The 25385-nt window shown below is 61.9% G+C and carries 23 protein-coding genes; 7 read left to right on the forward strand and 16 right to left on the reverse strand.

Features of this window, described 5'->3' with window-relative positions; all coding sequences use genetic code 11:
- The first annotated feature begins 15 nt into the window (after positions 1-15).
- Both ABVQ20_RS34390 and ABVQ20_RS34395 read left to right on the forward strand, forming a co-directional pair.
- On the forward strand, positions 16-2721 hold the full coding sequence (locus ABVQ20_RS34390; RefSeq protein ID WP_354464276.1) for a DUF6212 domain-containing protein: 2706 nt from the start codon (positions 16-18) through the stop codon (positions 2719-2721).
- 148 nt (positions 2722-2869) lie between these two features.
- A complete protein-coding gene (locus tag ABVQ20_RS34395; RefSeq protein ID WP_354464277.1) occupies positions 2870-3157 on the forward strand; it encodes a hypothetical protein in 288 nt (95 codons plus the stop codon).
- A 160-nt stretch (positions 3158-3317) separates the two neighbouring features.
- Here the strand turns inward: ABVQ20_RS34395 and ABVQ20_RS34400 are convergent, their stop codons facing one another.
- The 8 genes from ABVQ20_RS34400 to ABVQ20_RS34435 form a co-directional block, all read right to left on the reverse strand.
- Positions 3318-4370, reverse strand: coding sequence for a glycosyltransferase family 2 protein (locus ABVQ20_RS34400; RefSeq protein WP_354464278.1), 1053 nt, complete (start codon positions 4368-4370; stop codon positions 3318-3320).
- Positions 4367-5353 carry a UDP-glucose 4-epimerase GalE gene (galE, locus tag ABVQ20_RS34405; RefSeq protein WP_354464279.1) on the reverse strand — a complete coding sequence of 329 codons (987 nt, stop codon included), beginning with the start codon at positions 5351-5353 and terminating at the stop codon, positions 4367-4369. Before galE ends, ABVQ20_RS34400 begins: the two co-directional genes overlap by 4 nt.
- Entirely contained in the window at positions 5350-6390 is a 1041-nt protein-coding gene (locus tag ABVQ20_RS34410) for a UDP-glucuronic acid decarboxylase family protein (protein WP_354464280.1), read from the reverse strand. The genes galE and ABVQ20_RS34410 overlap by 4 nt, the downstream gene beginning before the upstream one ends.
- Before the next feature lie 1171 nt (positions 6391-7561).
- Positions 7562-8155: a DJ-1/PfpI family protein gene (locus tag ABVQ20_RS34415; RefSeq protein ID WP_354464281.1), complete on the reverse strand. Its 594-nt coding sequence runs from the start codon at positions 8153-8155 to the stop codon at positions 7562-7564.
- A gap of 69 nt (positions 8156-8224) precedes the next feature.
- The gene (locus ABVQ20_RS34420; protein WP_354464282.1) at positions 8225-9175 is read right to left on the reverse strand and encodes a substrate-binding domain-containing protein; all 951 of its coding nucleotides are present in this window, start codon (positions 9173-9175) and stop codon (positions 8225-8227) included.
- 55 nt (positions 9176-9230) lie between these two features.
- Positions 9231-10229, reverse strand: a complete 999-nt coding sequence (locus ABVQ20_RS34425; RefSeq protein WP_354464283.1) for an ABC transporter permease — start codon at positions 10227-10229, stop codon at positions 9231-9233.
- Complete coding sequence (locus ABVQ20_RS34430; protein ID WP_354464284.1) at positions 10217-11812, reverse strand: sugar ABC transporter ATP-binding protein; 1596 nt, start codon at positions 11810-11812, stop codon at positions 10217-10219. The genes ABVQ20_RS34425 and ABVQ20_RS34430 overlap by 13 nt, the downstream gene beginning before the upstream one ends.
- 11 nt (positions 11813-11823) lie before the next feature.
- Positions 11824-12525, reverse strand: coding sequence for a GntR family transcriptional regulator (locus ABVQ20_RS34435; protein ID WP_354464285.1), 702 nt, complete (start codon positions 12523-12525; stop codon positions 11824-11826).
- A gap of 193 nt (positions 12526-12718) precedes the next feature.
- Between ABVQ20_RS34435 and ABVQ20_RS34440 the strand changes: the two genes are divergently transcribed.
- From ABVQ20_RS34440 to ABVQ20_RS34450, 3 genes are read left to right on the forward strand one after another with little or no spacing between them, the layout of a single operon-like run.
- Positions 12719-13945: an iron-containing alcohol dehydrogenase gene (locus tag ABVQ20_RS34440; RefSeq protein ID WP_354464286.1), complete on the forward strand. Its 1227-nt coding sequence runs from the start codon at positions 12719-12721 to the stop codon at positions 13943-13945.
- 17 nt (positions 13946-13962) lie between these two features.
- Positions 13963-15450 (forward strand): NAD-dependent succinate-semialdehyde dehydrogenase, encoded by a 1488-nt coding sequence (locus ABVQ20_RS34445; protein ID WP_354464287.1) that lies wholly within the window; start codon positions 13963-13965, stop codon positions 15448-15450.
- Between the two features lie 10 nt (positions 15451-15460).
- Complete coding sequence (locus tag ABVQ20_RS34450; protein WP_354464288.1) at positions 15461-16285, forward strand: alpha/beta hydrolase; 825 nt, start codon at positions 15461-15463, stop codon at positions 16283-16285.
- Between the two features lie 134 nt (positions 16286-16419).
- Here ABVQ20_RS34450 and ABVQ20_RS34455 read toward each other — a convergent pair whose 3' ends face one another.
- Positions 16420-17145 (reverse strand): SDR family NAD(P)-dependent oxidoreductase, encoded by a 726-nt coding sequence (locus tag ABVQ20_RS34455; RefSeq protein ID WP_354464289.1) that lies wholly within the window; start codon positions 17143-17145, stop codon positions 16420-16422.
- 734 nt (positions 17146-17879) lie between these two features.
- Between ABVQ20_RS34455 and ABVQ20_RS34460 the strand changes: the two genes are divergently transcribed.
- Positions 17880-18638, forward strand: coding sequence for an SDR family NAD(P)-dependent oxidoreductase (locus ABVQ20_RS34460; RefSeq protein WP_354464290.1), 759 nt, complete (start codon positions 17880-17882; stop codon positions 18636-18638).
- On the forward strand, positions 18635-19534 hold the full coding sequence (locus tag ABVQ20_RS34465) for a sigma-70 family RNA polymerase sigma factor (RefSeq protein ID WP_354464291.1): 900 nt from the start codon (positions 18635-18637) through the stop codon (positions 19532-19534). The genes ABVQ20_RS34460 and ABVQ20_RS34465 overlap by 4 nt, the downstream gene beginning before the upstream one ends.
- Positions 19535-20172: 638 nt before the next feature.
- Here the strand turns inward: ABVQ20_RS34465 and speD are convergent.
- The 7 genes from speD to ABVQ20_RS34500 form a co-directional block, all read right to left on the reverse strand.
- Complete coding sequence (gene speD / locus ABVQ20_RS34470; protein WP_354464292.1) at positions 20173-20541, reverse strand: adenosylmethionine decarboxylase; 369 nt, start codon at positions 20539-20541, stop codon at positions 20173-20175.
- An 11-nt stretch (positions 20542-20552) separates the two neighbouring features.
- The gene (locus ABVQ20_RS34475) at positions 20553-21677 is read right to left on the reverse strand and encodes a hypothetical protein (RefSeq protein ID WP_354464293.1); all 1125 of its coding nucleotides are present in this window, start codon (positions 21675-21677) and stop codon (positions 20553-20555) included.
- The gene (locus ABVQ20_RS34480) at positions 21677-22327 is read right to left on the reverse strand and encodes a hypothetical protein (protein ID WP_354464294.1); all 651 of its coding nucleotides are present in this window, start codon (positions 22325-22327) and stop codon (positions 21677-21679) included. Before ABVQ20_RS34480 ends, ABVQ20_RS34475 begins: the two co-directional genes overlap by 1 nt.
- Positions 22324-23325, reverse strand: a complete 1002-nt coding sequence (locus ABVQ20_RS34485) for an FAD-dependent oxidoreductase (RefSeq protein WP_354464295.1) — start codon at positions 23323-23325, stop codon at positions 22324-22326. The genes ABVQ20_RS34480 and ABVQ20_RS34485 overlap by 4 nt, the downstream gene beginning before the upstream one ends.
- Before the next feature lie 135 nt (positions 23326-23460).
- Positions 23461-24972: a polyamine aminopropyltransferase gene (locus ABVQ20_RS34490; RefSeq protein WP_354464296.1), complete on the reverse strand. Its 1512-nt coding sequence runs from the start codon at positions 24970-24972 to the stop codon at positions 23461-23463.
- Positions 24973-25009: 37 nt separating this feature from the next.
- On the reverse strand, positions 25010-25237 hold the full coding sequence (locus tag ABVQ20_RS34495; protein ID WP_354464297.1) for a DUF350 domain-containing protein: 228 nt from the start codon (positions 25235-25237) through the stop codon (positions 25010-25012).
- Positions 25238-25246: 9 nt separating this feature from the next.
- On the reverse strand, positions 25247-25384 hold the full coding sequence (locus tag ABVQ20_RS34500) for a hypothetical protein (protein WP_354464298.1): 138 nt from the start codon (positions 25382-25384) through the stop codon (positions 25247-25249).
- Position 25385 lies beyond the last annotated feature (1 nt).

Genomic DNA, 25385 nt, shown 5'->3' on the forward strand with positions numbered 1-25385 from the left:
ACCAGAGGAACTTCGATGGCCGTTCGGGGTAGGCAGCGGAGGCCGCTCAAGCCGGAAGGCAGGCGTCGCCGTGTCTGCATCGTGACGCGCGCGATTGACCATGGCGGCGACATCCGCGAGGAAACAGCGCTGTGCGACCTCGCCAGGCTTTTCGCCGAAAACGGCGATGACGTCACCCTGTTATGGGTTCCTGGCAAGGATGCGCGGTCTTCCCAGGAGTTGGCGGCGCGCGGCCGCGATCTGGTGGGAGCAGCCTCGGTCCGATTGGACATTCTTGATAAGTCCGATCAGTTGCTTCCTTCGCTGGCGACACCCGAGAGCCAGTCCGCAGCTGTTCTGCATTATCTTGAACGGTCCGGTCACGACCTGGTCTACGCGCCCCTCGAGGGTGGATTGCCTTACTACACTTTGCTGGCGGTAGAGACCGATGCCTTTGCCGCGCCACCGATTGTGGTCATCGCCCATGCTCCGGAAGAATGGAAACACGAGGCCGACAAGGCGTTCATGGGGAGCACCGACGCGATCGCTACAGCCTACATGGAGAGATATTGCGCCGAGATGGCGGACCGCACGATCTGTGTGTCTGCCACCCTGCGCAAATGGATGTTGTCGAAAGGCTGGAAGGTGAAGAAGGCGACCGTGACGCCGATGTTGCTGTCGCAGAGCCGTACCAACCGAGCCGGTGCGCGGCCGTCGGCCGAGACGAGAAGAGCACGAGAACTGGTCGTCCTTGCCGGGTGGCGCATCCGCGATGGCCTGATGCTGTTGTGCGATGCGCTCGACATCATTGTGCCAGAGGCGTCGAAAGGCCTGACGGTCACTGCATTCGGTCCATTCGGAAAGATCATGGGCGAGCATAGCGGTGGACTGCTTCTCCGGCGCGCCGAGCGATGGCCATTCAAGCTGAACCTGTTGCCGCACGCAGATTTGGACGCAAGGCTCGACTACATCACGCGGACCGGCGCACTCGCAGTCATACCCGCTCGCGCCGAATCGACCGGCGGACTCGTCGCCGCATGTATCGAGGCGGGATTGCCATTCGTTGCAACCAATGTCGGCGCCAACGCCGAGACCTGGAATGCGCAGGCGGGGCAAGCGCTGCTGGTCGATCCTGATGCTGCCGCGTTGGCGCAGGCGATTTCGACGGCGCTCGACGACCCGCCTCGCCCGCTGCGGATCGACAGCCTGCACCAGATCCGGCAGTCCTGGCTGGACACACGCAATCTGCCGCCGTCCGTCGCGCGGAAGCGCATACGCAGCAGCCCTGGATCATCGCCGCTGGTTTCAATCGTCATGGCCCATCGCAATCGGCCGCTTTATCTGAAGCAGGCGATCGCGGCGGTCGAAGTGCAAACTTACGGGCCGCTGGAGTTGATACTGGTCGACGACGGGAGCGACTTGGACGAAGCCAAGCGCTTGCTGGATGCACTGCAACCGACCTTCCGTCAGCGCGGCTGGAAGGTCCTGCGCCGGCCGCACAAGCATCTCGGTGCGGCGCGAAATGCTGGCGTCCGTGCCGCGCGAGGCGAATTGATCCTATTCGTTGACGACGACAACGCACTGTTCCCGGAAGCGGTAGACCATTTCGTGCGCGCCATGGCGGCATCGGGTGCGGACATCTGCACTGCGTTCCAACTCATCTTCTACGAGGACTTTGTGCCCGAGGACCGGGCCGATGGGCTGATCCAGTATCTACCTCTGGGTGGCCCCGACGCGCTCGGTCTGATCCACAATGTCTACGGTGATGCCAATGCGATGGTGCGCCGGTCTGTTTTCTCGCGGATCGGGTTTCTGATCGAGGAGCCCGGCTACGCCATGCATGACTGGGAGTTCCTTGCGCGAGCCTCGCTGGCCGGGCTCAAGATCAGGCCGGTTCCAAAGCCGCTTTACTGGTATCGCTCGAAACCGGATGGAATGTTCCGGATGTCGAATTGGTACGACAACCGGCTTCCGATCGTGGAGGCGTTCCGATCAAGCCAATTCGATGACGTCCGGCCGCTCTGCCAGTTGGCCATCGCACAGAACACGACGCGAGCCGAAATCGAAAGCGCACGCGAAAATCTGAAATACACCCCCGCCAATCGAAAATATCTGGAGCTTTGCGACCTCGAACCGAACAGCGATGTGGCCATCGAGAAACTTGCGGACATCGCTGGATCGATCGGCCGACCCGATACCGCGGCCATCTTGCTTGGGCGCACCCCTGCCACCATCTACCGCGACGCTGCGGACCGGCCTGACGCCGGTGGCAACGCGATCGCCCTCGGCTACAATGTACTGAGAGGCGCGCGGCTGCTGACCCCGCGCGTCTCGGCTCTACCGCTCCTGCTTGTCGCGCCGGATGGTGGCGGGGTGTTCCTGCGCCCGCATTCGGACGGCCCGGTCGCTGCATCTCTCGACAGTCAATTTCCCGCCTTCTTTCGGAGGATCGAAGCAACTGTCGAAGTCGCTCATGCCGACGCGCCTGCACTGGACTTCGGTCTTGCCCTTGCCCGCCCCGATCAAACCTTGGACTGGCAGCGGGACATCGCCGTCCAAGCGATAGCGTTTTCAGGCTGGATGTCAGTCGAAGATAAATTCGTGCGCCATCCCTTGGTCGCAGCGCTTCGTGTACGACGCAAGATGCCGCTTTCAGTCGTTCTTGCGGTTCGTTTCACCGGAATGCCCAATGGTTTTCCGACCAATGCCTTCTTTCGGAAGCTGACGCTGTTCGGCGATTGACAGCCATCCGGCGAGGCCGGTGGGGCTCCAGGTCAGTCAGTTGCCGGGGGTCGAAGGCGCCGGCATTGTGCCTGCACAAATGGTTGACAAATTGCTAACCGGCTAATATTATAAAGTCCTTATATGTATGTGGTGAATGGGGCTTGTTATGCGTAAGATCCAATCGCTACTGTTGGGCGGACTCAGTCTTCTGGGCGTAAGCGTCGCTTTCTCCGGCGCGACGCAGGCGCAAAGCGAAGCTGGGGTCAAGGAAGCCGAGCTCGCTTGTGAGCAAGCCCTTAGAATCGGCACCATCGAGGCGCTCGAGAATTATCTGCACCGTTATCCAAATGCGCCGACGGCTTGCAAGGCGCAGGCCCTGAACACCCTGTCCCAATTTTCCGCAAATGGCGCGAACACAGGCCAAAACGATCATGGCCATCACTACGGCGGTTAGACATCAGTCGGGTCGTCCCGGTTGGGTGGTTTGACACGTCAGATGGTCGTTTGGCGGTCCTAGATCAATTCCAGGAAAAGTGTGAACGGTTTTTCGTCCGGAATTGCATCAAAACAAAGAGATAGAGCGGCTCGGCGTTTCCGTGAAACGATGAACTGCTCTAGTGCGTGGTCAAGGTCGAGACGAATTCGGCATAGCGACCCGAGGTTTTCATCCAGCCGAGCTCTACAAGTTGCGTGGCGTCGCCGCGATAGCGGACAGACCGACTGTTACGAAGCGCCAGTTTCGGATTGCGCTCCAATGCTTCCAGATAGGCGGCGCGCTCTTCAAGCCCCTTTTCCCTGAGTCGCACATTCTCACTCAGAGCGGACGCTGATTTGTGGCGAATGCCCCAGACAAATTTGAAGTGGAGCAACGCGATGCGTAACTCACTGAATCGGACTTCGCTGATTGTGTGCTGCGCTACGTGGTAGTGCCTGCCTCGCCCCCACCGTACGATCGGCACCTTTGTCAGACACGGAGGAAGCGTTTGCTTGAACCGGCCGTGCCAGAAGACGCGTTGTCTCACGCCGCCGAACATCTGCTCCGGTGGATACATGCCGTCGCGGGCACGCAGCCACCCCGGCTCTGGATCGAAGTAGGGTGAAGCCTCTAGAAGCGGGAGCCTACCGTCATAGCTGCAGTCGGCCAACGGGCCGTCAGCGTACATATCGACCATCGAGCCGATTACCGCTTCGGCGCCGGTCAAGTCGAGATAGCTGCAAAGCTGCCGCAGGTTTGCCCTCTGACAATCGGGATAAACGAGAAGCTCATCGGCGTCGATCGAAAGGCACCAGTGGCCGGTGCCGAAGACATTCATGAGCGTGTTGATCCATCGCGGCGGCTCGACGTTTTCAGCGAAATGCGATCCCTCCGTGTGGAAGCAATGGCTGTCCGGCTGCTCCAGTATCAGTTCACGTGTCCCGTCCGTGGAACCATTGTCCAGGAAGAAAAAGCGATCGACGCCCAGGCGGCGGTAGTGGTCCAGAAGTTGCGGCAGCAGCGCCGCTTCGTTGCGCAGCCCGACAAAGCACAAGATCTCGCCGTCGATCATGTCAATCGGCCGATCGTCCAGTCGCGCGAGATGCTTTGGGGATTGAAGGCTGACCACCCCCGCGCCGTGGTCGCGGCCAAGGCGAGAAGCCCCTGCAAATGACGAGACCGCCAACGTCATCTGCCTGCCTCCAGTCCGAAGAATGGGGCCGCCGTCCTGACGATGGTGTCGATATCGGAAAGTTCCGGCACGAAGCCGAGATGGTCGCGTGCGCTGCCCGGATCGGCGTAAAGCTCCGCTGGGTCGCCCTCGCGCCGCGTCCTGAAGACGGCCGGAACCGATCTCGACGTCATCCGGGAGACCGCCTGGAGGATCTCTTTGATGGACACCCCTCGCCCGGTGCCAAGATTGACCGACAGGCTTTCGCCGCCCGCCTCGAGATGTAGCAATGCCTTCAAATGGGCGCGGGCCAGATCACTGACGTGGATGTAATCCCGTACGCATGTGCCGTCCGACGTATCGTAGTCGGTGCCGAAGACCTCGATCTCGTCGATCATGCCGGACGCGGCCATCAGCACCCTGGGCACCAGATGCGTTTCCGGCGAATGCCACTCGCCGAGTTCGCCGTCCGGATCGGCCCCACAAGCGTTGAAATAGCGCAGGATCGCATAGTGCATTCCGTATGCGGATGCGTAATCCTTGATGATTTGCTCGCCCATCAGCTTGGTGCGTCCGTAGGGGCTGATCGGGTTTTGTGACGAGGTTTCGCGGACGGGTAGCGTCTCGGGTACCCCGTAAGTCGCGCAGCTGCTCGAGAAGACGATTTCTTCGACCGCATTGGCCCGCGCCGCATCAAGCACTGAAATCGTGCCCGATACGTTGGTCGAATAATATTCGGCGGGCTCGTGCACGGACTCGCCAACATAAGCCAGTGCTGCAAAGTGGACGATTGCCCTCGGCCGATACGTCCCGATCGCATCCTGAAGTGCTGCCTGATCGCGGATATCGCCAACGACAAGAGGCCCCCAGGCGACGGACTTTTCGTTGCCTCGGGACAGATTGTCGAAAACCACCGGCAGGTAGCCCGCGGCGGCCAGCAGCTTGCAAGTATGGCTGCCGATGAAGCCAGCCCCACCCGTCACGAGGATAGCCCGGCCGTTCATGAGAAAGCAGCTTCCTTGACGTGATGGCCGCCGTAAAGCAGGGCATCAAAATACTCGACGGTATGCGCGAGCCCCTGGGTCAGACTGATCCTTGGCTGCCAGCCAAGATTTTCCCTGGCGAAGGAAATGTCGGGCCGGCGCTGCCTGGGGTCATCAACCGGCAGCGGCCGATGCACGATCTTCGACCCGGACTTCGTGTATTCAATGACCAGCGTCGCCAGTTCCATGATTGTGAATTCGACAGGATTGCCGAGATTGACCGGATGCAAGGGCGCCTGGGGCGCATTCATCAGCCGGACAAAACCCTCGATCAGGTCATCCACGTAGCAGAACGACCGCGTCTGCTGGCCGCTGCCATAGACAGTCAAGTCTTCGCCGCGCAGCGCCTGGACGACAAAGTTCGAGACGACGCGACCGTCGTCGGGCTGCATCCGGCGGCCATAGGTGTTGAAAATGCGCGCGACACGGATGTCGAGGCCGAACATTCTTGAATAGTCGAAGAACAGGGTTTCGGCCGAGCGCTTCCCCTCATCATAGCAGGACCGTGGTCCATGCGGATTGACGTTGCCGAAGTAGCTCTCCGGCTGCGGGTGCACCAGGGGATCGCCATAGACCTCGGACGTGGAGGCCTGGAATATCTTGGCGTTGTGCCGTCGAGCGAGTTCCAGCAAGTTCAGCGAACCAATCACGCTCGTCTTGAACGTATGGATCGGGTCTGCCTGGTAATGCGGCGGAGACGCCGGGCAGGCTAGATTATAGATTTCGTCGACGTGGAGGTCCGACGGCAGAGCGTCAACGACATCATGCTCGACGCAAGTGAATTTCTGATTGGGCAGAATGGCGTTGAGATTGTATTTCTTCCCGGTGTGGAAGTTGTCGAGCGCAACCACCTCATAGCCGTCCAGCAACAGGCGCTCGCAAAGATGAGAGCCCAGAAATCCCGCGCCTCCGGCAACGAGGGCTCGGTGGCGGTTCCGGTTGCCTCCAGTTCGACCAGTCGCGGGCCTGAGTTTCAGAACCTTGACAACCTTACTCATGCCGTCCCTCCACGCACTGCACGCGCCATCGCTCCAGGCAGCGCAACCGAGGCAAAGCTCTGCCCGGCCACGTCCTTGCGAACGCGACAAACCCTCCGCAACGGCGGAATCGCCATATGTTTTTGATGTGCGCTAAATTGCCTTTTGAGTTCGCTGGGCCGATGTCGTTCGCGGCCTGCTGGCTGCCGCGCGACATTCTATTCGCCCCGAAATCACGATTACGCTTTGTGTGCCTTCATCGCCGATTGCTCGCCCAAATTGCACATCCCAACGCAATTAAAAATATACCTGTGGAAAACTTAGTCAACTAAATTAGAGATTCCTTAACTTCAATCGTGCGTGAGTGGTTAACCCTGAGGCCGCCGCCCGAAGCCTCGGCGTCAGAAAATAACAAGAAGTCCAGGCTATCGACTGGAAGTCTTGTCTACAACCCCTCCCAAAAAGAAGAAGAAACCATAGAAATACAGACCCCATAGATCGCCGAAAATCATACCAGGAAGATCGAAAATACCTTAGGAAGCACGAATTTTCCACGCTTATTCTACTAAACATCGATATTCTATCGGCGGCCGACAAATTCCTTCCCCATGTCGTAGCTATGTGTAACAGCGAGAACCTCAGGTCAGAATGTTTCGGCACCAAAGTCCGAGAGACGTCAGATAGGCGGCACCGCGCGCCTCCTGTCCCCCCTCTATACTCCACCCACCCTCCGGAAAGCCTAGAAAGCCTCGCTCCACCCAGAGATTGGCGCGCCAGAAGTGTTGAACGGCACGGCTGAGGTTTACACCCTGATGACACAAGCGAGGGCCAGTAGGAGGAGCGTCGCGCGGTAGGGGGACGGGGCGACGGACAGACCCATGGGGTATGGGTCTCTCCTCCTACCTGTTGCCGAGCCTATGCTAAACAACGCCTTATCATACCCCTGTCTCGCGGAAGCGCCAATGCTGTTTCGTGGCGTCGTCATTGTCGGACCGGCGACGTGCTGCCTTACCTCGGTTAAACTCATGGCGGTTGAGAGCACGCGCGTCATGCGACGCTGGCGGCCGTTGAAGACGAGGTCGAGGAGACGATAATGCGTCAATGAGGCTAGGTTGGAGACGCGCTTGCCACTCGGACCGGCGCGCCCAGAGCCACTAAGGCCATCGTACCATATACGCCGGCCTTACCTCCGCTAGGTGTGGCGGATCTCGGTACCCAGAACCTTGAGGCATTCCCGGATGAACGCGGCAAGCGCCGTCCAGCCTTTGGCCGAAACCATCGTCCCGTCGACATAGGCGTCGGTCGGAGACAGGTCGATGTAGGTTCCGCCGGCCAGTGTCACCTCCGGCTCGCAAGCACCCAGCGCAGCCACCTTCTTGCCACGCACGACGCCGTCGACCGCAATCAGGATCTGGACGCCGTGGCAGATCGTGAAGATCGGCTTGTTGGCCTCGTGAAAATGACGCACGATCGCCTGCACCCGCTTGTCGGTGCGGATATATTCGGGGCCGCGGCCGCCTGCGCAATAGACTGCGTGGTATTGGTCGAGCTGCTTCTCAGCGTCGGAAAAGGTCTTGTTGATCAGCGCATAGTGACCGAGCTTTTCGGTATAGGTCTGGTCGCCCTCGAAATCGTGCAGCGAGGTCTTGATCAGATCTCCGGCGTTCTTGTCGGGGCAGACCACGTGGATGGTATGGCCAACGGCTTCCATCGCCTGCTGATAGACGAAGATTTCGTATTCCTCGGTGAACTCACCGGTCAGCATCAGTATCTTTTTGCCTGGCATGGCTCTTCCTCTCATTCTTGGGCTGGCAAGGCGCGATCGCGCCCTGCCTTTTTTCAAAATCGGATGCGATCAGAACGGTGAGTCCGGGAAATAGTATTCCTTGGCGTTGGCTTGAGTGATCAGTGGTGCGTCGAGCTTGACGGCGCCGCGCACAGGCGCCTGGCCGATCAGATTGGCGACAGTCATGTAGATCGCTGTCTTGATCATCGAAGGCGGGTACGGGGTCTCGACCGGCGTCATCGCGTCGCCGTCGATCACCTTCTTCACAATGTCCTTCATGCCGTTGCCGCCAAGCGCCAGCTTGATATCGGTCCGGCCCGACTGCTTCACGGCCTCGAGCACGCCAAGCAGCATGTCGTCGTCATTGGCCCAGACCGCATCAATATGCGGGTACTTGGCCAGGTAGTCCTGCATGAGCTTGAAGGCTTCGTCGCTGTTCCAGTGGGCATATTGAATGTCCAGCACCTTCAGGCCGGTGCCTTTGATCGCGTCCTGGAAGCCTTTGATGCGCTCGTCGTCGATGACGGTCGGAATGCCGCGCAGCACCACGAGGTCGCCTTTGCCGCCCAGCTTGTCGATCATGAACTTCGCGGTGTTTGCGCCCACCGCAATGTTGTCACCGGCGAGGTAGAGGTCCTGGATCGAGGAATCGGTGAGGCCCCGGTCGACGACAGTGATGAAGGTCCCCGCATCCTTGATAGCCTTGACCGGCTGGGTCAGCTCCTCCGAACTGTAAGGCAGGATGACCAAGGCATCCAGTTTGCGGCTGGCGGACAAATCCTCGAGCGCGCTGACCTGCTGCGCTGCCGATGGCGACGTCTTGACGACCACTTCCACGCCCGGGAAAGCGGCATTGATTTCCTTGGCGGCCTGCTGGGCATGATAGACCACGCCCGCCGTCCAGCCATGGTCGGCCGCAGGTATCGACACAGCGATAACCTTCTTGTCTTGTGCCATGGCCTGTCCGGCCAGGAGCAGCGAGCCAAGGGCGGCCGCCGCAATCCATCTTCTACTGAACATTGTCTTCTCCCATTGGACCTATAAAAACCTGGCTCCCGCGTGGTCCGGACACGAGCTATTTCGAATTCGAAAACCGTTGAATGAGCATGGCGATGATGATGATGACGCCCTGAACGGCGGCCACAAGGTATTCGGAGACGAAGTCCGACAGCACCATGAGGTTAGCGATGAGCTCCAGGATGACCGCGCCCGCGACCGTTCCCCACACATGGCCCTTGCCGCCACGCAGCGCGGTGCCGCCGATCACCACGGCGGTGATGACCTGCAACTCCCAAAGCTGACCGGTCGTGGGCGTAGCGGCGCCAAGGCGCGGCACGTAGCAAATGGCGGCGATGGCCACGCAGATGCCCTGGACGATGTAGGCGATTGTGCGGGTCTTGATGACCGAGATGCCGGAATAGCGAGCGACATCCTCGTTGGCGCCGACAGCCGCACATTTGCGCCCGTATTTCATCTTGTAGAGGACGAAGGACGCGACCGCGGCGACCGCGACGGATATCAGGATCGGGATCGGGACGCCGGCGACCGTGCCGAAATAGACCGGACGATAGGCTTCGCGCAGCGACCGGTCGATCGGGATCGTGCCGCCGTCGGTCAGATAGGTGATAAGGGCCCGGAAAATTCCCATCGTGCCGAGCGTCGCGATGAACGGCTCGATCCGGCCGACTGTGACGATCAGCCCGTTAGCGAGTCCACAGAGCAACCCGACCATAATCGCCACCACCATTCCGGCAGGGATGGCCCAGACGCCGGCATGCGGAGCCACCGCGTTCATGAACATGATGGTGATGCCGGTGATAAAGGCGGCCATCGAGCCTACGGAAAGATCGAGCCCGCCCGACGAGATCACGAACGTCGCACCGACCGCGATGATCGCGATGAAGGCGCTGCGGGTGATCACGTTGGCAAGGTTGGTGGCCGAGAGAAAGTCCGGATTGATGAGGAAGCCCGCCGCCAGCAGGGCAACCAATGCCAGGAAGGGGCCGACGTCGGTCCAGGTGAGATTCAGATCACTGAGGCGGCGTGTGGATGGGGATCCGGTCATGACAGCCATTCTGGTCCTCCCTTGGCTTTTGGCCTTGGTTTCGGGCCACTGGTTGCCAGCAGCGCCACGTTGCTTTCCGTCATTTCGGCGCCGCTGACCTCGCCGGTGACGCGGCCCTCGCGCATCACCAGGATGCGGTCGCAGATGCCAATCAGTTCCTGCATCTCCGAAGAGATGACGATGCAGGCCTTTCCCTTGGCGACCAGTCCCTGGATGAAGGCGTAGATCTGCGCCTTGTTGGCGATGTCGATGCCGCGTGTCGGCTCGTCGATGATGACCACCGATGGGTTGGTCAAAAGCACCTTGGCCAGCAGGAGCTTCTGCTGGTTGCCGCCCGAGAGCTGGCCCGCCTTGGCGCTTAGGCTTTTCACCCTGATGTCATAGGTTTCGACGGCCTCTTCCAAGGCCGTCGCTTCGCGGCGCCGGCCCATCGACAGGCCCGGATGGAACATCGAGAGCGCCGAGAGCGTCAGATTGGGTGCGAGGCGCTCCTGCAGCAGCAGGCCCCTGCCCTTGCGGTCCTCTGTCAGGTAGCCGATCCCGGCGTCGATCGCGGCGCGCTGCGAATGGAAGTGGACCGGCTTGCCCTCAAGTTCGACCGTCGCGGTTGCCGGGCGCAGGCCGATGATGCCCTCAAAGAGTTCGGTGCGGCCGGCGCCGACCATGCCGGCAAAGCCCAGGATCTCGCCCTTGTGGACGGTGAAGGATACGTCCTCGGCATAGCCGGGAACGGTGGCGTTCCTGACGCTCAGCATCGGCACATCCGAAGGCGCCGTGGTTTTTTCGGGATAGAGTGCGGCCAGTTCGCGGCCGACCATGAGCCGCGCCATGTCCATCTGGCTCAACGTCTTGCCGGGATAGGTGCCGACCATTTTGCCGTCGCGCAACACCGTGACCTTGTCGGCGACCCGTTGCACCTCGTCCAGCCGGTGACTGATATAGAGCACGGCGGTGCCGTGTGCCTTCAGTTGCAGCACGATCTCCAGCAGCCGCTCGACTTCCCCGCCGGTCAGCACGGCTGTGGGTTCGTCGAAGATCACCACCTTGTAGTCGTCGAGCAGCGCGCGGGCGATCTGAACCATCTGCCGGTCCGCCAGCGAGATGTCGCGCACCAGCGCGGTCGGCGAGACCGAGCAGCCGATCTGCGCCAGCTTCTCGACCGCCAGGCGCCGCATCGTACGGTCATCCACGACAGGGCCCTGCGAAAGCTCGCGCCCGAGAAACAGATTGTCCGTCACCGTGAGCGCCTCGGCGAGCAGGATTTCCTGATGGACCAGCGCGACACCGGCCTCCTGTGCCTGGCTGGGCTTGGTGAATTTCACCGGGTGGCCGGCCATCGACAATGCGCCGCTTGTCGGCTCGACATAACCGGACAGCAGCCGCATCAATGTCGACTTCCCGGCCCCGTTCTCGCCGATGATAGCGTGGACCTCGCCGGGCAGGACGTCGAGAATGACGTCCGACAGCACAGTCACAGGCCCATATTGTTTCGACAGATGTTCGGCGCGCAACACCGGTTCCACGGCGCCTGGGCCGTCGCCTTGCGGCAACGTGCTTCCTCCCTCCCCGGTGATGTTCGCGGCGATTGACATCGGTTCCGGCCTCAATCGAACGCCGGCAGCAGGCGGTCGCGCGAGTGCTCTATGTGGATGCGCATCGCCTTTCTGGCGGCTTCGGGATCGGCCGACCCAAACGCGGCGAGGATTGCCTCGTGTTCGTCGAGCGCTTCCTCGGTCACGCGGGCATGGTACATCAGGCGGAAGATGTGGAAGTGGGCGTGCTGGTGGCTCAACGTCTGGCGAATGAGCTCGTTTTCGGAAAACTCCATGATCTTGTCGTGGAAGATCGCGTCCTGCCGGGCGAAGTTCGAATAGCGCAGGCGATCGTCCTTGCCTTCGCGCCGTGACATCACGCCAGCCGCTTCCAGCAAAGTGTTGAGCTTCGCCTCGTCCATGGCGGCAGCGGCTTTCGCCGCGGCATGCGGCTCAAGCAGAAGGCGCATTTCGTACAATTCATCGAAACGACGCCGGGTAATCTGGGGTGCTGCGCGGTAACCAATGAGGTGCGTCTTGAGCACCAGGCCTTCACCTTCAAGGCGGCCCAGAGCCTCGCGGATGGGTGTGTGCGAGACGTCGAATTCCTTGACCAGGCTGTCCACGGTGATGCGTGAGCCGGGCGCAATCTTCAGCGCCATCAGTTGGGCGAAGATAGCTTCATAGACATCCTCGACCAGGCTGTTGGAGCGCTGGATGCGTCCCCCTGCGGCGATCATCTCGGTCGTATCGGGTAAGTTCGTGGTCTGCATCTTTTGCCTCTTGACAGTGAGGATGGCTAACACGATGCTTCGGTCGATGCAATCCTATATCCTATACGATTTTAACGCGGATACATTTTTGGACGCGACACAACCATCACAATGAGTTCAGAGCCGAATTCCGCGCCGTGGCCGGATTCAACGCGCTTTCGACTTCAGCCTCCATGAAAGGACGCAGATCATCATGAGCCTTTTCGCCGCCCTCCGGCTGCCGCGAGAAATCCTGTTCGGGAAGGGGCAGCGCCATGTGCTGCCGATGGTGGCTGGCCGGTTTGGCGGGCGCGCTCTGGTCTGTACCGACGAGCGCTTCGCCGGCACGGCGGTGTTCGCGGAAGTCGTCAAATCGCTTCAGGCCGCCTCGATCGAGGTGCTGGTGCATGACCGCGTCCTGCCCGACGTGCCACGCGACAGCGTCAGCATTTGCGTCGACGAAGCGAAAGAGTTCCAGCCCGAGATGGTGATCGGCATCGGCGGCGGCAGTTGCCTCGACTTCGCCAAATGTGCCACCTTGCTGCTCAGCCATGGGGGCAAACTCCAGGACTACTACGGTGAGTTCAAGGTGCCGGGGCCGACCCTGCCGCTGATCGCCGTACCGACAACGGCGGGCACTGGCTCCGAAGTGACGCCCGTCGCGGTGATTTCCGATCCCGACCGGACGCTCAAGGTCGGCATATCGAGCCCGTATCTGATCGCGGCGGTTGCCTTGTGCGATCCCGAACTTACAATGACGTGCCCCCCTGCCCTGACCGCGATCGCCGGCGCCGATGCCTTGACGCATGCGATCGAGGCTTTCACCGCCATGCGACGCGGCGAAAACCCCGAGCTGCCGCAGAAGCATGTCTTTATCGGCAAGACAGCGCTGACCGATCATTTTGCGCTGCTGGCCATCAAATTACTGGGGCGCAGCCTCGAGAAAGCCTGCGCCGATGGCACTGACGCCGATGCGCGTGCCGATGTGATGATGGGCGCGCTGGCTGCGGGCTGCGCCTTTGGTACTGCTGGAACGGCAGCGGCGCATGCCGTGCAGTATCCGGCCGGGGCGCTTACGCACACAGCGCACGGATTGGGCGTGGCGACGATGATGCCCTACGTCATGACCTACAACAGCCGCGTGGCCGCCGCCGAAATGGCCGAGATAGGGCTTGCGCTTGGCCTCGATACCAAGAAGCGGACCGTTGCCGAGATGGCCGCCGCCACCATCGAGGAGATCAGGCGGCTGTTCGCGGCGATCGGCATTACGCCGACGCTGGCCGATCTTGGCCTGCCCGCCGACAAGCTCGACTGGACCGCCGAGCAGGCGCTCGGCATCGAGCGTCTGATCAAGAACAACCCGCGCCCGTTCGATCTCGCCGCCATGCTTCGCCTTGTCCAGGCGGCCCATGACGGCGACATCGCCGCCTGCGCCATGTGAACCAACGGAACAAGACGATGAACCTTCCCCCAAATGTTCAGCAAATCGACCCGGATGGCTATGACGTGCGCCGGTTTTCGCACGGGCTTTACATCGACGGCACGTCGCACCCCGCTTCCAATGGCCGGCTCATTGATGTCGTCGATCCGTCCTCAGGCGCTGTGATCGCGGCGGTTCCTGATGCAACGCTCGAGGATGCTGTGGCTGCCGTCGAGGCCGCGGCTTCGGCCGCCAAGGGATGGCGAGAGACAGCGCCACGTAAGCGCTCGGAAATTCTGCGGCGCTGTTTCGAGCTCATGGTCGAACGATCTGAAACGCTCGCCATGCTGATTTCGCTGGAGAACGGCAAGGCGCTGCGCGACGCCCGCGGCGAGGTGGCGTACGCGGCCGAATTCTTCCGCTGGAATGCCGAAGAGGCGGTCCGCATCACCGGTGAATTCGGCACCGCGCCGTCCGGCACCAACCGGATCGTCGTCGACTATGAGCCGATCGGCATTTGCGTGCTTATCACGCCGTGGAACTTTCCGGCCGCGATGGCGACTCGAAAGATCGCGCCTGCGCTGGCGGCTGGCTGCACAGTCATCCTGAAGCCGGCAAGCGAAACGCCCCTCACGGCCTACGCGCTGGCCGCGCTCTACAGCGACGCCGGCGTGCCGGCCGGCGTCGTCAACGTTCTCACCACGACCAATCCCGGCCCGTTGACATCGGCCATGCTGGCCGATCCGCGCGTCAGGAAGCTCTCCTTCACCGGCTCGACCAGCGTCGGCCGAACCTTGCTCGCCGAAGCTGCCAAGCATGTGATTTCCTGCTCTATGGAGCTTGGCGGCAACGCGCCCTTCGTCGTCTTCGACGATGCCGATCTTGATGCGGCGCTCGACGGCGCCATGATCGCCAAGATGCGCAATGCCGGCGAGGCCTGCACCGCCGCCAACCGCATCTATGTCCAGTCCGGCATCCACGAACGGTTCGCCGACGGGCTTTGCAAACGCATGGCGGCGCTCGAGGTAGGCGCAGGCACCAATGCCGATACCGAGTGCGGCCCGATGATCACAAAAAAGGCCGTGGACAAGATCGACCGTCTCGTCAAGGACGCGGTTGAACGGGGAGCCAAGGTGCTTTGCGGCGGCTCGATCCTGGAAGGGGAAGGCTTTTTCTACCCGCCGACGGTGCTGTCGGCGGTATCGCCCGAAGCCGACATGGCGCATGAGGAGATCTTCGGGCCGGTGGCGCCGATCACCATGTTCGAAACCGAGGAGCAGGCCATCGCATATGCCAATGACACGGAATATGGCCTTGCCGCTTATATCTACACGCGCGATGTGGGGCGCGGCATGCGTGTGGCGTCGAGAATCGAGGCCGGCATGATCGGCCTCAACCGGGGGCTGATGTCTGACCCCGCGGCGCCCTTCGGCGGAGTCAAGCAAAGCGGCCTTGGCCGCGAAGGCGGCCAGCACCACGGCATCGCTGAATTCATGGAGGCGAAATACATCGCCATCACCTTCTGAGCCCGCAGCCATGCCGAAGGATCCCTTCCGCACCCGCGATCACGTCGCCGACTTCGATGACATCGTGGCCGATATCGTGGCGCGCAGCACTGCCACCAGGGCAACGCTGCCGATGGTCACTGATGTCGCCTACGGCGAAGGCAGTGCCGAGCGGCTCGACCTGTTCTTTCCACCGGGGAGGCATAAAAACCTTCCGGTTCACATCTTCATTCATGGCGGCTACTGGCGCATGTTTTCCAGGAGCGACTATTCCTATGTAGCGGACACAGTCACCAAGGCCGGTGCGATCGCGGTCATTGTCGACTATGCGCTGATGCCCGAGGTCAGGATGGCTGTCATCGTCGAACAGGTCCGGCGCGTGAAACGATGGGTGCTGGACAACATCGCCAGCCATGGCGGCGATCCCGGGCGGATAAGCGTCAGCGGCCATTCGGCCGGCGCGCATCTGGCGACATTCCTGTTCGAAAAGACGCCAATGCCGTCACGCATCCGTGCGGCGCTGCTGCTGGGCGGCCTCTACGATCTGAAGCCCCTGCAGACCTCCTTCCTCGAGCCATTGATCGGCATCACTGACGAGGAGGCTGCAGTCTTCACGCCAACGACACGGCAGCACGATCCGGAAACGGCAGTGACCATCCTCGTCGGAGATCAGGAAACACCGCCGTTCCACAAACAGGCCGCCAGCTTCGGAGCGCGATTGCGAAAGCAGGGCTTGGCAGTTCACGCCTCATGCCTGAAACACCGAAACCACATGAACAGTGTGCGGGATCTGGGCGTCGGCGGAACGCAGGCCAGCGATTGCTTAATGGAGATGATAGGACATACGTGCGGCTGACTCCAGTTCGTCGCTACGCCTTCTCGTCCTCAAGCTGTTCCAGCCGGGACGCCGGCCACCCTTCACGTGTTGCGGTCTAATGAAGGAGCATGTTGTCTCCTTGGTTTTGCTTGGGCTCTCTTTTTCGACTTCGCCTATGCGGCGGCCGGCTGTGCCGCCACGAGCATCGCAAACTGGAGTTCAACCGCCTTGACGGCGCTGCCACGCCAGCTCTCCGCCATCGACGCCGACATGGGATCCGGGAAAATGTCCTGCTCCCCCTTCGCCACGCCATCGAAGATGCCTTGCGCAACGGATGCCGGTGAGGCCTTAGCCACCTCGAGGTCGCGTGACATTTCGGTATCGACGGGGCCGGCCAGGACCGCATGCACGCTCACGCCCCGTTCAGCCAGGAGAGCGCGCAGAGATTGGGTTAGCGAAAATGCAGCCGCCTTCGAGATCGAGTAGGCAGGAATGACCGGCAGGGCAGCGAGGCCCGCCACCGACAGCACATTGACGATGGCACCGCGAGAATGCGTCAGCAGTGGCAAGAAAGCCCGGGCCATGCTGTGCGTGCCAAAGAGATTGACTGCAAGATGTTGTTCAAGCACCGCAGGATCGCTCAGGTCGTCATAAAGGGCCACACCGGCATTGTTGATGAGAATATCGAGGGATTCGATGCTCTCGACAGCGCGCTGAATCTGCTGACGGTCTGTCACATCCAAGGTCACGGCCGTAACGCGGCTGTCTGAATGGACCAGGGGCTGACGCGTACCAGCGTACACTCGCTTGGCGCCTTGCCTCAAGGCTTCCTGGACCAGGGCCTGGCCGATGCCGCGATTGGCGCCGGTTACCATCACGCTTTTGTTCTTGAGGGTCATTCATTCGCTCCGTTGTTGTCTAAGGCTAAGACGAATGAGGCCGCAAAAAAGAGTCACTGACGATCGGCTCGGAAGGTGGCGTGTCCGCGATAGAGCCCTCAGCCCGCCCAATGAGGCTGTTCAGCATCGCCGACATCCAATTGCCTTGAGACACGCGCATCCGTCGATTGGATCGCAGCGAGTTTCGCGCCGGTGCCCTCATGGAGCACCTGTTCGAGTGGCAACGGCAATTGAGCGGCCGGCTAAGCAGAGTGCGAGACGGCGACAACGAGCCGCACTGTGCCTGCAGGTCAAATCTCTTCTCACGAACCAGCCTCTATGCGCTAATCGGGCTTCACTCCGAGATTGCCGGGAAGATAGTGTGCAGCTGTCTCAACACGGTCCACAACGCAGCCGCATAGTGCCGTCGGCGAGACGCAGCTGCTGCAAGGCACGCTAAACACTGGTGAGGTGCGCTTGCTGCGGGTTTCGCGCGTCAATCGCAAATGGCGCTGGATGCTCCGTGATTGGGATACACACCACGGTTTGCCACAACCATATATCTGCGAAGATACTTTTGCTGGGTGGAGCTTCCTGCCCAGGGAAACTTCACTGAGGTCGCCATTGCCGACGTCGTCACCCGGCTACGCTGAACCGTTGTTACGGTCGCGAACAGAGGGCGTTCACAGTCAAGGCCGTGACTCCTTTTCGGCGCTTGGATCGTCCTAGCTATAGCTAAGAACTGGAGAACGACCATGAGCCTCAAGGATAAGAATATCGTCGTCACCGGCGGAAGCCGTGGCCTTGGCCTGGGACTGGTTGAGGCGCTTGTGGACTGCAGCGCCAGGGTCACGGTGGTCGCGCGCGGCGCCGATGCGCTCGAGGCCGTCCGGACCCGGCTGGGCGTTTTCACAATTGCCGCCGATGTGACCGACGAGACGGCCGCCCACCGCATCCTCATCGAGGTGCGGCCCGACATACTGGTGCTAAACGCTGGCATGTCACCGCCAATGCGTCGGTTTGACCAAGTGAGTTGGGCTGACTTCACCGCGACCTGGGAGCACGACGTCAAGGCCGGCCTCTATTGGCTGCAGGCAGCGCTTAATGTCCCGCTCAAACCCGGGAGTCGCGCTCTGGTTGTGTCGAGTGGTGCCGGCGTGAGCGGATCGCCGATGTCAGGTGGCTATGGCGGTGCCAAGCGCATGCTATGGTTCATGGCCCAATACGCCAATGGTGTCTCGGAACAGAAGCGCCTCGGGATTCGCTTTCAGGCCATTGTGCCGTTGCAGATTGTCGGTGGTACCGGTGTCGGCGACGCCGGCGCCGACGCCTATGCGCATGCCATGGGTGTTACAGCCGAACAGTTCCTGGCCCGCTTCGGAGCGCCGATGCCGCCGACGGAATTCGGAAAAAAGGTTGTCGAAGTGCTGGACGATCCGAAATACGCCGGGGGGCTTGCTTTCGGCCTCAAGGGTGGCACGGGAGTGACAATCCTCGAGGGAGCCGCTGCTTGAACACGGAGCGATCCTCGCTGAATAGCGACCGCCGGGCGGAGCTCGTCAGGCTAGTCGGCGAGTTGCGGTCTGAACTCCACCGCTATTGTGCGCGTCTCATGGGATCTGTCATCGACGGCGAAGACGTCGTGCAGGATACGCTCGTCCGGGCTTTCGCGGCGTTGCAGGACTTGGAGAAGGTGCCGCCGCTTCGACCCTGGCTATTCCGGATCGCCCACAACCGCGCCCTCGATCTGCTACGCGGCCGTGCGGTGCGTATGGCCGAGCCACTCGACACCGCCTCAGATGTCGTCGATTCGACCCACTCTGACCCTGTAGAGATGCTGATGCGCCAGGAAGCAGTCAGGACCGCCGTATCGCGCTTTGTGGAGTTGCCCATTCCTCAGCGGAGCGTCGTGATACTGAAGGATGTGCTCGACGAGTCGCTGGTCGAGATCGCCGCTCTCCTTGACCTCACAGTCGACGCGGTGAAGGGCCATCTGGCACGAGGTCGCGCGCGACTTCGGGAGATCAATGAGCAAGCCGGCCCGCCGACGAATGCGCGGCCGCCGTCCGCTGCAGTGGCACGCTACGTCGCGCTCTTCAATCAGCGAAACTGGGAGGCTTTGCGCGCGCTGCTCGCAGAGGACGTCAAGCTCAATCAATCGACGCATCCGATCCGCGTTGGAGCGGCCGACGTTAGCATGTTCTTCACCATCTACGCTCGGAGCGAAACGGTTCACTTGGCTCCGGCCTGGTTGGAGGGCCGCGAAGTCATCGCAGTGTTCGAGAATGGGCCAGGGGCAAAGCCTAGCCACTTCATGTCGTTGGAGTGGCGAGACGGGCGCATCACGTTCATTCGGGACTATCGCTATGTTAGCTATGTCGCGGAGAGCGCGGAACTTGTGCTCGCATGAGCATCCTTCAGCCCCGCCCCTTCGATCCCGGCGCGGGGCCGAGCAGTTGCTGTGTGTCTCCCCTCAAGCGTCATTAGCCTGCTCGGCCGCGCGGCTCGGCTCGACGATCTCCGGGCACATCGCTGCGGCGAGATCGCGAACCCGGGGAGTCGTGAAACAGCTTGCAGAGTGCGCCTTCTTGGCCGCGGCACCGCGGCGAAAAGTTTCCTTCGGGTACTCTTGGGTGGGAGCGTCGAGCGAACCGCGTTTCGCCACAGTATACCGATGGAGGGAGAGGCATGAGCTCGGGCAACTCGTCGAGCAGGTCCGCAACAATGCCCGCCAAGAGACGGTCATCCGCCGCTAGTTCTCAAATGGCCGCATTGGGGCCAGGAGCGGACTGACCGCTTTCTGGACGAAGTCGCGTGTACTTGCCTTTCCGCATGCGTGAAGAGTTTCGGGCGCCGGCAGGCGTACGAAAGTCCCCGAGGATGGCAAACGGTGCCGCGCCTGTTGCGACTGGGACGATGCCTGTGATGTGTTTTTCAGGCACGCCTCCTCGCGCATGAAGGAGATCCAGTGCGTCGGTCCCGCCTGTGTTAGTGAGGCGCTCCTCGATCTCAAAGATGGTGCCCTGGTCTAACAGTCCGGCTGCGATCTCATCCCCTTCGGTGCTCCGTTATCCTTGTACTGCCCGGCGAGAACCACGCCTCCAGCACTGGCAAGGCTGCTCGAGGGTCACAGCGGCCGCACATGAAGAGGTCGAGGGCTGCATAGCCGGTCTCGGGCCAGGTGTGGATGCTGATATGGGATTCGGCGAGCAAGGCGACGCCGGTGATGCCGCAGCCCTCGCCGAAATTGTGCAGCATGACGCCCAGCACCGTGGCGCCGCAGGCCGCCGCCGCCTCGCGCAACACGCGCTCGATCCCCTTGGCATCCTGCAGGCCGCGGCACTCCCAAAAATCAACGAGTAGATGCAGACCGGGGGCGTAGGGTTGGGCCTGCTCAGTTTGGGCTTGATCGGTCACTCGGGTATCCATCAGGACCGCCCCGGCTCTTGTGCGAACAGCACCCGCTTCCAATTGGTGTCCCTGGTCTGCATGCGCCAGATGAAGGCATCGAGGATGTAGTGCGTGGCCTGGGGCATTGCGAGCAGCGGCGCTAGCCAGATCAGTGCATCGGAAGAGCCGAGCGACGGCAAGGTGCCGAAGACGCCGAAGAGGCTACCATGCTCGCGCCAGACGAAGCCATCCCACAACCCCTCCTCCAGATAGGCGAGGCCGAAGAGGGCGGCCATGTAGACAGGCACGGCCCGCCAGGTGAACAGATGGGCGATCCATGGCGCCAGGAAGGAACTGCGTCCGCCCTGCAGCCGCGCCTGGTTGCGGCCATAGCCCCAGATCAGCGCGATATAGGGGATGCCGTGGGCGATGATGTTGGTGCCGGTGAAGACGAGGTCGTTGTCAAACAGCACGATGCCGATGAACCAGGACGTCGCGGTGCCGGCGAGCAGCAGATTGCGCGGCAGGTTGAAGCCTGTGCCGCGGCGCAGCAGCGCGGCCTCCTTGACGATGTAGGCGGCCAGGATGACGCCATAGAAGAGGCCGGCGATGGTGGCGAGCAGCGGCAGGTCGAGGCGGATGAAATCGCCTTCGACGAACCAGGAGAATTGCCGCTGATGGCAATGCCAGTAGACCAGCGGATAGAGCGTGGCGCCGTAGATCGCCGCCTTGTCGATGCGGCAGAAGAGCGGTGGCAGGCCGCGCTCCCGGCGGGCATAGATCATCATGAACCCGTATTGCTGGCGCACGAAGTGGAACACGGCGGCATAGGCAAGCACGCGCCAGAACACCAGGCTGCCGCACCAGTAGAGCAGGCAGCCGCCCAGCCAGGCCAGCAGCGGCGTCAAGCCATAGAGCCAGGGCCGCGCACTCAACTCGGCGCGGTCGAGATAGGTGCGGAACAGGGTCGAATAAACATGGGCCACGTCGACGCCGACGACGAGCACCAGCCAGACCCAGGGCGAGGTCTCGCTTGCCGCGCCGCCGAACAGCGACCAGGCCAGGGCGGCCAGCGTCACCGCCAGCGCCGGCGCCAGGATGAAGCCGAGGTCGAAGCGGGCGGAGAATATCCAGGGTTGGGTCTTGAGGAGGGAATGCGCCATCACAGCACCGTCTCGAAGGGATGGCTGAGATAGGCCATGGCGTTCTCGGCCGCACGAACCCCATGCGTATAGGCCTCCTCGAAGATAGAGACGCCGCTCATGTCCGAATGGGCGGTGAAGATGGGTGCCTTCTGCACGAGACCCACGCGCCGCTGCGCGCCCCAGATGAAGCCTGGCACCGGCCGGATCATCGCATGCCCCCAGACCCAGACGTCGACCCGCCGGACATGGCCTTCGAGCTCGGGGTGGACAGCAAGAAGCTCCTGGAGGAAAATGCCCTGCCAGGCCTGCAGCGGCCGCGCCAAGGCCTCCCGACGCGCCTCCTCCGGCTGCAGGTGACTGAGCGGCCAGTAGTAGGTCAGCACCGTGTTCGTGGGGCGCATCTGCGTGATCTGGTGGGTGGCCACGACATAGCCGAGCAAGGGGCTGTCGAAGACGACATTGTCCCAACTCAGGCCGGCGCCAGTACCGCCCGGCAGGCTGTCGAGCGTGATGTTGGCCACCGCCCAGGGCGCATAGGAAGAACCGGCGGCAAGGGCTGCATCCTTCAGCAGCCGCGCAGTGACGAAATGAGGCGTCGCCAGCACCGCGGCCTTCGCCTCGACCCGGAAGGTCTTGTCCTCGGCCGCATCCCAGACGTCGACCGTCACGCCGCTACCAGCTGTGTCGACGGCAAAGGCAAGCGCCCGTGGCCGCACGCGCGGGCCGAGGACCTCGGCGAGGCGGTGCGCGAGATAGCCGTTGCCTTCCGGCCAGGTGACCAGCCCCTGCTCGCCGGCATCGGCCGCCCTGCCGTTGCGGGCGGCGAAATAATGGAGCCGGCCCAGGCCGAGACATCCTTCGATCGTGTGCCGTAGTCGTCGCGGCAGCAATAGTCGACATACCAGGCGAGCCCCGGCGAGCGATAGCCTTCGCGCTCCATCCAGGCCGTCATGGCGATGGCGTCGAGTGCCATCAGGTCGGCGTCCTGCGAGCTCAGGTCGAGCGGAATGGCGAAGGCGCGCCGGCCGTCGCTGCCGACGCGCCGGCGAAAATCGCGCATCGTGGCGAAGAAGCGCCCGGTCTCTGCCTCCTCCTCCGCAGTGAGGCCTATCGCCGGCACCAGGCCGTCCTGCCAGCGCCCGTAGCGGTATAGGCGCTCGGTGGGGTCGGCGCACAGGGCATACTCGTCGTAGACCGGTACGCCCGTAGGGCCGTAACCGGTGATGATCCCGAAATCCTCAAACAGTGCCCGCACTGCCTTGGCTTCCTGTGTGAGCAACGGCACGTAGTGCGCGCCCCAGGGAAAGGCGCAGACCTCGTTGCGTCCGCTGGCGGCATTGCCGCCGGGAGCGGCTTCGAGATCGAGCAGCAGGAAATCGTCATAGCCGGCCCTGGCAAGGCGATAGCCGGCGCCCAAGCCTGCCACGCCGCCGCCGACGATGACGACATCTGTCCGGCGGATGTCGCCCGGCGCGGCGAAGGTACCGCCTCGCAGCCTGTGGCCAATGGAGGAGGAGGCGCCGACGAGTTCACCGGGAACCGCACCGCCCTCACCGGTACTGAACAGCACCCTTCCGGCCAGTTCTCCGCCGGCCAATCCGGCACCGGCGAGGCCGAGCGAGGCGGCTCCAAGGGCCAGGAACTGCTTGCGGGTGATCCGGCTCATGGCAAGGCTGCCCCGGTGTGCCGGCCCTCAGTCCGGCGTGCCGGCAGCGACGCGTCAGCCGTCGCGCGCGATACCGACCGCCCGGTTGGCATCTTCGGCAGTTTCTTGCCGGCCCGAAGACCGGCGCGCCGGCTCTCAATAAATGAGGTAATCGCCCCACTCCTCGTCGAAATAGCGCACCAGCGGCTGGTCATCGAGCCGCTGGATCGCGGTGGCGACATGCGCCATGTCAGGCGGAAACTGGAACATCGCCTTCATGGTCGGCAAGTCGAGGAAGCGCAGCCCCTCGGGCAGGTGCTCTGGTACCCGATAGGGCGAGAAGGATCCGATGATGAAGCCCCACTCGCCGAAGGACGGCACGAAAAGATGATAGGCGGCGGTCTGGTAACCGGCCGCTGCCAGCGTGTTGTCGACGCACCAGAAGGATTTGCGCGCGATGAGCGGCGAGGTGCTCTGGATCACCACGATGCCGTCATCGTTCAGCGCCGATTTCAGCTGGCGGTAGAAGGTGAGCGAGTACAGCTTGCCGATCGAGAAGTTGGAAGGATCCGGCAGGTCGATGATCGCGGCATCGAAGCGCTGAGCCGCCGGCTTCTGTTCCCGAAGCCAGAGAAAGGCGTCGGCATTAATGAGTGTCAACTTGGGCGAGGACAAAGAGCCGCCATTGAGGGCCGTCATCAACTCGTTGCTGGAGAACAGGCGTGTCATGGCCGGGTCGAGATCGACCATGGTCACGGCCTCGACTGCTGGATATTTCAATACTTCTCGGAGCGCCAAGCCGTCGCCGCCGCCGATGATCAGCACCTTGCGTGGCGCCTTCATCGCGCTCATCGCCGGATGCACCAGCGCCTCGTGGTAGCGATATTCGTCCAGCGACGAGAATTGCAGGTTCGAATTGAGGAAGAGGCGGATGTCGCGCTTCTGGCGGGTGACCACAATGCGTTGGTATGGCGTGGATTCGGCGAAGATCACTGTGCCTGGATAAATGCTCGCCTCCGAGATCGACTGGATGCGTTCAGACCAGACAAAGCCGGCCCCGAGCAGCACCAGCACGGTGAAGGCCGCGGCCTTGTGGGCCCCCCGCCGGGGTATGATGTCGGCCTTGATGGCATAGAGCATCCAGATCGCCACCATGGTGTTGAGGATGCCGAACAGGAAGGCGGAGCGGATCAGGCCGAGATGCGGCACCAGCACCAGCGGGAAGAGCAGCGAGGCGAAGAGCGCGCCGATGTAGTCGAAGGTAAAGACCTTGGAGACCAGGTCCTTGAAGGCGAGCCGCCCTTCCAGGATGCGCAGCAGCAGGGGAATTTCGACGCCGACCAGGATGCCGATCACGCCGACCAGGAAATAGAGCCAGAAGCGGAAGGAGGCGACCTGGTCGAACAGGATGAAGAGCACTGCGGCCGAGGAACCGCCAATCGCCCCGATCATGACCTCGATGCGGACGAAATGGGCGAGCAGGTTGCGTTCGATATAGCGCGAAAGCCACGACCCGACGCCCATGGCGAAGAGATAGGCGCCGATGATGGTGGAGAACTGCGTGACTGAATCGCCGAGCAGATAGCTCGCCAGCGTGCCGGCGATCAATTCGTAGATCAGCCCGCAGGTCGCGATGACGAAGGCCGAAAAGAGAAGCAGGATTTCCACGAAAGCGCCCTACGCCGACTCGCCGGAAGATCGCTTGTCAACCATGAATGGCCGAGGCGATGATGATGGCGATCCCGATCGCCACCGACCCCAGGAAAATCGCCAGCGCCATGTTCTGCTTCTCGCAGATTTCTTTCCAGACGTGCACCTTCGGGGTCAGCAGGTCAAGCAGCACGAAGGCGATGACGAAGACGAAGAGGCCCAGGCTCGAATAGACCAAAGAGGCAACTACGAGTTTCAAATCGATCAGACCGGTCACATCCATTGAAAGCCCCTATTTGTGATATTCGTTGACGCCGCGATTGGCGGCCTGCTTGCCGTTGAACATCGCGGTCACGGCATAGCCGTTGAAGTTGGCCGCTGACATGGCGAGCACGACCAGCGTGGCATAGATCATCTGCAGCTTGCTCATG

The organism is Mesorhizobium shangrilense, assembly GCF_040537815.1.
Taxonomy (GTDB): Bacteria; Pseudomonadota; Alphaproteobacteria; order Rhizobiales; family Rhizobiaceae; genus Mesorhizobium; species Mesorhizobium shangrilense.